At 69.3% G+C, this 8,688-nt stretch carries 5 protein-coding genes; 2 read left to right on the top strand and 3 right to left on the bottom strand.

Annotation, left to right across the window (positions count from 1 at the left end; all coding sequences use genetic code 11):
• The first annotated feature begins 331 nt into the window (after nucleotides 1-331).
• The gene (locus tag VF330_RS38820) at nucleotides 332-2,377 is read left to right on the top strand and encodes a diguanylate cyclase domain-containing protein (RefSeq protein WP_330856736.1); all 2,046 of its coding nucleotides are present in this window, start codon (nucleotides 332-334) and stop codon (nucleotides 2,375-2,377) included.
• On the opposite strand, the gene VF330_RS38815 is transcribed toward VF330_RS38820, so the two are convergent.
• From VF330_RS38815 to VF330_RS38805, 3 genes are all read right to left on the bottom strand, one after another.
• A complete protein-coding gene (locus VF330_RS38815; RefSeq protein ID WP_330856735.1) occupies nucleotides 2,352-2,849 on the bottom strand; it encodes a DUF2165 domain-containing protein in 498 nt (165 codons plus the stop codon). The two genes, VF330_RS38820 and VF330_RS38815, sit on opposite strands and share 26 nt — an antisense overlap.
• Before the next feature lie 50 nt (nucleotides 2,850-2,899).
• A complete protein-coding gene (locus tag VF330_RS38810) occupies nucleotides 2,900-6,712 on the bottom strand; it encodes a hypothetical protein (RefSeq protein ID WP_330856734.1) in 3,813 nt (1,270 codons plus the stop codon).
• 250 nt (nucleotides 6,713-6,962) lie between these two features.
• Entirely contained in the window at nucleotides 6,963-7,862 is a 900-nt protein-coding gene (locus VF330_RS38805; protein WP_330856733.1) for an LCP family protein, read from the bottom strand.
• A 138-nt stretch (nucleotides 7,863-8,000) separates the two neighbouring features.
• Here VF330_RS38805 and VF330_RS38800 point away from each other — a divergent pair, with 138 nt between their 5' ends.
• On the top strand, nucleotides 8,001-8,480 hold the full coding sequence (locus VF330_RS38800; protein ID WP_330856732.1) for a hypothetical protein: 480 nt from the start codon (nucleotides 8,001-8,003) through the stop codon (nucleotides 8,478-8,480).
• Nucleotides 8,481-8,688: the final 208 nt, after the last annotated feature.

Raw genomic sequence — 8,688 nt, 5'->3', positions numbered from 1 at the left:
CGCTTGACACCCCTCCTCGCGTGCAGCAAGAGCTGTGGCGCGACTCGTGACGGGGCACCCACCGCCTGGCTGCTCGTCAGTGCGGGGGGAGGACGGCTCGCCTTCGGCTTCGCGGCGCGAATATGTGAGCTGTTTCTCCTGTCCCCCGAAAGAGGGGCGGTGCGTTGCGCCTTTCTTGAGGGAAATTGCTCCGATCGAGCGAGTAAAGGTTGTGACCCACCGAGATCGTCGTACACCCGATGGGGGGAAGACCCCCGCGCATTGGGACGGTGTGGTTTGCTGGCTGTAGGCTTTCGCACCGTTGTTCGCCGAGCAGGTCAGGTGGATCGATTTGCCGAGCCAGGACGACGTGACGCCGTCGCGGCCCAAGGGTCGTGACGAGCTGGCGCGCGACTGGGCGATCAAGGTCGGGCGGACTGCCTACGTTCCGTTGTCCGCTGCCAAGCTCACTGAAGAGCTGCACGAGCTGTTGAACGTCGTGGCCGAGGCGGTCGCCGGGGATCCCGAGGTCGCGGCCGCGGTGGGCTCGCGGTTGGTGGAGATCCACTGCGTCGGCGCCGAGAGCTTGAGCCGGTCCGTCGAGGTGCTGGCCGAGTTCGTCGTGCAGGAAGGGGCCGACGCGCGCACTGCCGCGTTGGTGATCGGGGCTGTGTCGGCTGCTTACACAGCGGCGATCCAGGCGTTCGTGTTGGAGCAGCAGGAGAGCGTCAGCCAGGCGTTGTTGCGGGCCAACAGGGCTGTGCAGCTCGATCTTCAGGCCAGCGAGGAGCGGTTCGAGGACATCTTCACGCACTCGTCGACCGGCATCGCGATGGTCGGTCTCGACGGGGAGCTGGAGCGGGCCAACGAGGCGTTGTGCACCATCCTGCGGCGTGAGGACGTCGCGGGGATGACGCTCACGGACCTCATCGCGCCGGCGGACCTGCCGTTGGTCAACGACGCGTTGGCGAGCCTCCGGTACGGGCGGATGCGGCGGGTCGAGGAGCGGCCACGGTTGATCGACCGCGACGGGGAGCACTTCCGGGTGTTGCTCGCGGCGACCATCCAGAAAGACACCGAGGACAACCCGCGGCACTACGTGCTGATGATCGACGACGACAGCCAGCTCACGTTGCTCGGCGGTCGGCTGCAGTACCAGTCGTTGCACGACGCGCTGACCGGGCTGCCGAACCGGCAGTACCTCACGACGCGGCTGGAGTCGTTGCTTCACAGCGACATCGAGCACGGCGTGACGCTGTTCCACCTCGACCTCGACGCGTTCGCGGTGATCACCGACGGGCTGGGGCGCGAGGTCGGCGACAAGGTGTTGCGGCTCGTGTCCGAGCGGTTGAGCGCCGTGTTCTCCAACGAGAAGGCGATGGTGGCGCGGCTCGAAGGCGACGAGTTCGCCGTGCTGGTCGAGAACGGGCCGGACACGCCCGACGTCGACTCGACGATCCGGATGATCGAGCACGAGCTGGCCGAGCCCGTCTACTTCGGTGATCAGGGGGTGGCCGTGTCGGCGACGATCGGGGTGCTGCCGCGGCTGCACTGCGGTGACCGGCCGGCCGAGGTGCTGCGGGCGTCGGACATGACGTTGCGGCGGGCCAAGCGCAGCGGGCGGCGGCAGTGGGGGCTGCACGACGCCGTGCTGGACAAGAAGGAGCAGGACCAGTTCGCTCTCGCCGCCGTCATGCCCGGTGCGTGGGAGAGCGGTGAGATCGAGGTCGTGTTCAACCCCGTCATGAGGCTCGACGGGACGGCGCGGGTGTGCGTCGAGGCCGAGCTCAACTGGCGGCACCGGGACGCCGGGCTGATCGAGCACGAGAAGTGCGTGTCGATGGCCGAGCACACCGGGTTGATGCTGCCGCTCGGCGAGTGGATGTTGCGCAGGGCCGCGGAGACCGCGTGCCAGTTCGACGAGATGCTCGCCGTGTGCCTCACCGAGAGCATGGCGAAGAGCCCGGACCTCGTCCGCGACGTGCGGAGGGTGTTGGCGGACACCGGGTTGCACGCCTCGCGGCTGCTGCTCGGGTTCCCCGTGCACGTGCTCGCGGACGAGGAGAGCGAGGCCGCCGACAACCTGGAGGTGTTGTCGGAGATGGGGATCCACATCGGCGCCCGCGACTTCTCCGGTTCCACCGCGGAGATCGAGCTGGTGCGCTCGCTCGGCGTGGCGGCCGTGCGGGTGAAGGGGCGGTCGCAGAAGCCGGACGAGCTGGTGTCGCACGTGCTCAGCGACCTCGTCGGGTTCGTGCACGAGGCCGGGGGCATCGTGGTGGTCGACCCGGTCGAGGACACCGAGCAGCGTGCGTGGTGGACGGAGCTCGGCGCCGACGCCGGTGTCGGGCCGGTGTTCTGCGTGGAGCCGACTACGCGGTGGCCCGCCGCGGGCTGAGGTGCACGAGGACCAGCGCGAAGCCCGCGATGGTCACCATGCGTAGTGCGGCGCTGATGCCGTTCCAGTCCTTCGACTGCCACATCGCGAACCACTCACCGCCGATCGTGATGAAGCCGCCGAGGAACAGCGCCACCACCATCAGCAGACCGGCGGACGCGAGCTTGCGCGCGCTGTCCTCCCGGTCGCGGGCGTAGGCGACGGTGCCGGCGGTCAGCAGGACCGCGGCGACCGCCTCCCACGCGATGATTACGACGTACACGGCCGTGACGACCGCGGGACTGGTGATGGCCCGCCACTTCAGGCCCTCGCCGAACGTGGTGTCCATGGCGAGGACGTGCTTCACGAAAGCCTCGTTGGTGGCGTAGTCCGTGACGTTGCCGAGCACCACGAGGAGCATGTTGAGTGCGATGAACCCGACGGTCACCGCGACGACCGCGCGCAAGCTGCCGACCCGAGCAAGAAGACGCATGGCGCGGACAGTAACCGATGCGGCGCTCACCGTGAGACGTGTTTGCACGCCTACGGGCACGGATCCTGGAACTTCAGTTGCGGCAGGCGTTCCGCCCACAGCGCCGGGGTGAGAGCGCCCCGCGTGGTCGTGCAGATCCGGCTGATCTCGTGCTCCACGTCGAGGTCCCACAGCCGCACCACGCCGTCGGTGTTGCCGGTCGCGAGCAGCCTGCCGCGCGGGGAGAACTGCACGAGCGGCTCGGCCGGCCAGTCGCCGGTGATCTGCTGGCCGAGGAACGACGGCTCGGCGGGGTTCGTGATGTCCCACAACCGGAACGTCCGGTCCGCGCTGCTGCTCGCGAGCAGCCGGCCGTCCGCGCTGATCGACACCGCGCTGACGGTGCCGGTGTGGCCGGCGAGCTCGCTGATCCGCACCGGGTGCTCGCGGTCGCGCACGTCGAAGATCCGGATCAGCTTGTTCTGCCCGGAGACGACCAGCGTCGAGCCGTCCGCCGTCCAGACCGCGTCGAGCACGACCTCGGAGTCGGCGATCGGCTGCCCGAGCTGCCGGGGCCGCGCCGGGTCGCTCACGTCCCAGAGGCGGACGGTCTTGTCGCTGCTGGCGGTGGCGAGGGTGCGGCCGTCCGGGCTGAACTCCGCCGAGTTGATGTACCCGTCGTGGCCGGTCAGCGGCTCGCCGAGAGGTGCGGGCCGCGCCGGGTCGCTCACGTCCCACAGCCGCATGGACTCGTCGTCGTTGTTGGTCAGCAGCACCTGGCCGTCCGGGCGGAACGCGACCCGCGCCGAGAACCGGTTCCGCAGGAGGATCGGATCGCCGAGCTGCTTGGCGTGCACGGGATCGGCGACGTCCCACAGCCGCACCGTCTGGTCGCCCGCCGCCGTCGCGAGCACCTTGCCGTCGGGGCGGAAGACCGGGTGGCTCACCGTGCGCTCGTGGCCGGTCAACGGCGGTCCGAGCTGCTCGGGGTGGTGCGAGTCGCTCACGTCCCACAGCCGGACGGTCTTGTCGCCGGACGCGGTCGCGACGACCTTCCCGTCCTCGCGGAACGCCGGCACGGGCACGTGCGAGGTGTGGCCGAGCAGCATCGACTGCGGCAACGACCACAGCTGCACGGCGTTCTCCTGCGACCCGGTCGCGAGCGCGCCGCCGTCCGGGCTGAAGCCGACCGCGAACAGGCTCGAACCGGGCGCCGACAACGGACGGCCGAGCGGGCTGGGCGTGGCCGGGTCGGCCAGGTTCCACAGCCGCACGGTGGCGTCGGACGAGCCGGAGGCGAGCACGTGGCTGTCCGGGCTGAACTTCACCGACCAGATCGAGCTCGTGTGGCCCACGAGCGGTTGCCCCACCGGTTCCTGCGTCCTCGGGTCCCACAGTCGCACGGTCTTGTCGTCGGCGCCGCTGGCGAGCAGCGTGCCGTCGCCGCTGAACGCCACCGTGTGGATGCCGAGGGTGTGCCCGGTCATCGGCTTGCCGATCCTGGTCCTCGTGGCGACGTCCCAGAGCCGGAGGGTCTGGTCGTCGCCCGTGGTGGCCAGGGTCCTGCCGTCGGGGCTGAACGCGAGCGAGCGGACCGCGGCCGTGTGTTCGCGCAGCGGCTCGCCGACCGGCTTGGCGTTCGCCGGGTCGCGAACGTCCCACAGCCGGGCGGACCTGTCCTCGTTGGCCGCGGCGAGCAGCGTGCCGTCCGGGCTGAACTCCAGCAGGTAGCAGGGGCCGTTGCCGGTCCTGATGGTCTTGAGGTTCCTGGGGGAGCCGGGCGTGGTGACGTCCCACAGCCGGATCGTCGCGTCCTGGCCGGTGGTCGCGAGGAGCCTGCCGTCGGGGGAGAAGACGGCGGAGCTGAGCCAGTCGTCGTGCCCGGTGATGACGGCGACCTGCCGCGGGTTGCCGCGGTCCTCGACGTTCCACAGCCGTGCGGTGCGGTCGTAGCTCGCGGTGGCGAGGAGCTTGCCGTCCGGGCTGAACGTCGTCAGGTAGACCGCGCCGGTGTGCCCGGACAGCGGCACGGCCAGCGGGACCTGCTGGGTGGCCAGCAGTTTGGCGTTGACGGCCTGGTCGTCCGGGCGCATCCGGTGCGCGACGAGCCAGAGCCGCGCGGACAGCGACGGGTCGGAGGCCGAGACGCGGTCCGCCTCCGCCACGACCTGGCGGAACTGGGCGTCGTTGCGCTGCTGCACCGCTATCACGGCGGCACCGGCGGCGATCAGCGCGAACACCGACACCAGCGCGACGGCCGAGCGGCGCAGCCAGACGCTCTTGCGGTGCTGGCGTTCGGACGTCCGCACGAACTCCTTCGCGACCGTGGTGACGTCCTGCTGCTGCCGCACGCCCTCCAGCCGTGCGCCGCGGTAGAGCAACGACGAGTCGCGGTCTTGTGCAGACCACGTCGCCGCGTCCTCCTCCAGGCGTTGCCGCGTGAGGTTGCCCGCGCGGTCCTCGTCGATCCAGCCGCGCAGCCGCGGCCAGGCGTGCAGGAGCGCCTCGTGGGTGATCTCCACGGTGGCGGCGTCGAGCGTGATCAGCCGGGCGCGGGTGAGGACCTCGAGCGCGCGTTCGGTCGCGGCGAGGTTCGTGCTGGCCTCCAGGAGGCTGTGGCGGCTGGACCGGCGCCGGGTGTCCTGCGTGTCGTCGCCGACCCTGACCAGGCGCAGGAGCAGCTGCCGCGCGGCCGCCCTCGCCGGTTCGTCGAGGTCGAACCAGGCGCGTTCGGCCGTGGTGGCGACGCCGCCCTGGATGCCGCCCGCCGCGCGGTAGCCGGAGATCGTGAGACGACCGGCCTGCCGGCGTTGCCATGTGACCAGCAGGGCGTGGCTGAGCAGCGGCAACGCCCCGGCGTCGTAGGCGTCCTTGCCGCGCCGGTTGTGCGCGCCCAGGTCGCGCAGCATGAGGTCGACGAGACCGGGTTCGAGCTGGAGGCCCGCGGTCTTGGCGGGGTTCGTGACGGCGTCGCGCACCTCGGCGGCCGACATCGCGCCGAGCACCATCTGGCGGTTCTGCAACGCCTCCGCGAGCTCGGGGAAGTCGAGGCAGCGCGCGTAGAAGTCGGCCCGCACCCCGAGCACGACCGCGGTCTTCTCCGCCGCCGCGTGCAGGGCCTGCACGAAGATCCGCAGCCGGTTCTCGTCGCCGCCGAGCGTGAACGCCTCCTCGAACTGGTCGACGATCACCACCCGGTCACCGACCGCGATCTGCACCTCGCGCGCGAACTCGGTGAACACCTCGCAGCCGGCCGCCGCCTCCAGGGTGGGAATCAGTTCCGGCACCTGGAGCGCCAGTTCTTTCAAGGGATCAGTTCCGGGAGAAATGATGATGGCGTCTTTGCTCAGCCGCGGAAGAACGCCCGCTTTCATGAGGCTCGACTTCCCGGCGCCGGACGCGCCGACGAGCATCGTGATGCCGTTTTCGTTCAACCGGTCCAGAAGTGCGCCGGTCGCCCTTTCCCGTCCGAAGAACCAGTTCGCGTCCTGCGGCCCGAAAGCACTCAAACCCATGTACGGGCAGATAGCACTGTCTTCTTGCGGCGGTGTTTCCGCGTCGGTGACGGGACTGGCGAGCGCTTCTTCCCACAAAACCCGCCACGAGTCGAGGTCGTACAAACCGTCGACCGCCGGTTGGGGCTTTCGCTTGCGCGCCTCCCCGACGAGGACCTCGAGAACCGCGCTCAGCCCGCTGAACCGCGCGGGCACGTTGCGCCCCCGCCGCCAGTCGCTCACCCGCTGTGCCGGGACGCGGACCGGCCGTCCACGTTCATCCGTTCGGCGGGCACGGCTCACCGACTCCGTGACCCGCTTGAGGGGCGGGTCGCCAGCCTCCGCGTAGAGCAGCGCGAAGCGCTCCGCGAAGACGCCACGGGGTCCCAAGCCGCCTCCACCTCGTCCGGACCGGAAAACCGGACCGCCCGCCTGAGCTGCGACGCACACATCGGACAGGCCCTCAGAAGCCCACCCTAACGAGGTGGTCTGACAACCTCGACTCCACGTCCATCACGAGAACGGGAGACCGTCGCAGTGGTAGTGGCCAACTGGGGAATCGTGTCCACGGCTGAGGAGCGCTGGGGGTCTCCTCAGCCGTGGCCTCGGCCGTCCGAGTGGCAGGGCGCGGCCTGCTAGGTCAGGCCGCCTTCCACAGGTCGTCCGCTTCGGGCTGTCTGGGCTGGACCCGGTTCGGATCAGGCGGGTAGGTCTCGGTCGGCAAAGTCACGTAGGTGATGGCGCCGGGTTTCAACGCGGTGAGCTTTCCCGCGAGATCCGCCAGCTTCGGAATCGACCCGATACCGGTGTCCGTGACGATCGACTTGGTCAGGATGTCGGCGAGTTGCAGAGTTTTCTGCGGACTGGCGAGCCAGTTCTCGTTCGCCAGTTTCTCGCTCAACGCCCGCATGAACAGCTGCTGGTTCTTGATGCGGTTGAGATCGCTCCCGTCACCGATGCTGTACCGCGTCCTGACAAATCCGAGGGCATGGGTCCCGTCGAGTTTCGTAGGCCCGGCCGGCACGTGCAGTCCGCTCTTCTCGTCGTCGATCGCCTCGGGCAGGGTGACCTCGACGCCCCCGAGCCGGTCGACGACGTCGCGGAACCCGTTGAAGTCGATCTGCACGAAGTGGTCGATCCGAACGCCGCTCATCTGCTCGACGGTCGCCACGGCACAAGCCGCACCACCCGTCGAGAACGCGCTGTTGAACATGGCGATCGCAACAGGCGGACTTGCCCCGCACCGAGGCCGCGGCACCATCGTGTCGCGCGGGATGCTGACCACCCGCGCCTGGTCACCGCCGGCGTTGAGCTGGACGACCATGGCGGTGTCGGACCGCCCGTCGTCCTTGCCGAGCAACAGGATGTTGAGGGGCCGGCCAGGCGTCGACGGCGGTCTGGGGTGGGTGATCTCCCGAGCGAGATCGACGGTCTTGAGATTGCTCTCGAGCCGCCAGTACGAACCCCCGACCACGACGCCCGCGGCGATGACGACAGCGGCCCCCGAGACCGCGAGCCATCGTTTCAAGTGGACGCTCATACCCACAACGTTCCCGGCCGTTTGTCCGGATCGCGTAGGCGCGTTGTCAGGGTTCTGTCACAGCCCGCCCTGGCTTTCGGCCGAAGCTCCGGCGATCCTTGTGAAGGCCGTCCGCCTAGTGGAAACCCGGGAGCGACCGTGGGCATCAGACCAGCGTTCCGCCGCAACCTGGAGTCGCGCGAGGCCGAGATCGCCCAGCAGGTCTTCGGCGACGCCCTGGACATCTCGGCCCTGCGCCTGGCGGAAGGCGGCCTGCTGGGCAGCTTCGGCGTGGCCCGCACCCTGCCGCGCCTGGTCACCTTCCCCCGCGGCGTCCTGACCACGCCGCAGCACCAGGCCCGTTTCGAGCGGTGGCTGGTGCACGAGCTGACCCACGCCTACCAGTACCAGCACGGTCTGAGCGTGTGGCGGCTGCTGCCCACCGCCATCGCCGGGTTCTTCCGCAAGGGGCTGTACGACTACGGCGGTGCTGAGGGGTTGGTGGGGAAGTCGTTCGGGGACTTCAACACCGAGCAGCAGGCGAACATCATCGCCGACTACTACTACCTGTCGACCTACGAGCCTGGCCGTGATCTGTCGGCTTATGAGCCGTACATCAGTCACGTGCGGGCTGGGTGAGCCTGGTGAAAAGATCAAGCTCCGACCGCGTTGCCGCTGGTCAGAGCTTGATTTCACCCGGCGAAAGGTGGTGCCCCAGGCAGGATTCGAACCTGCGACACACGGTTTAGGAATGTGCCGATCGAGCAGTGAATACGCGTCTAGCTGCGGCGATGCCACCACAAGCGCTCGCACCATGACCTGTGTTGTCTCAGTTTGGCCACAGTTC

The sequence above is a fragment of the Lentzea sp. genome (assembly GCF_036380075.1).
GTDB lineage: Bacteria > Actinomycetota > Actinomycetes > Mycobacteriales > Pseudonocardiaceae > Lentzea.
The sequence above is the reverse complement of the archived record's forward strand: the minus strand, read 5'-3'. Positions and strand labels throughout refer to the sequence as shown.

Bases quoted from the DNA above. Each gene is read 5' to 3' on its own strand.
- VF330_RS38805 (WP_330856733.1), bottom strand. From the start codon at position 7,862: ATGAGCGTCCACTTGAAACGATGGCTCGCGGTCTCGGGGGCCGCTGTC.
- VF330_RS38815 (WP_330856735.1), bottom strand. From the start codon at position 2,849: ATGCGTCTTCTTGCTCGGGTCGGCAGCTTGCGCGCGGTCGTCGCGGTG.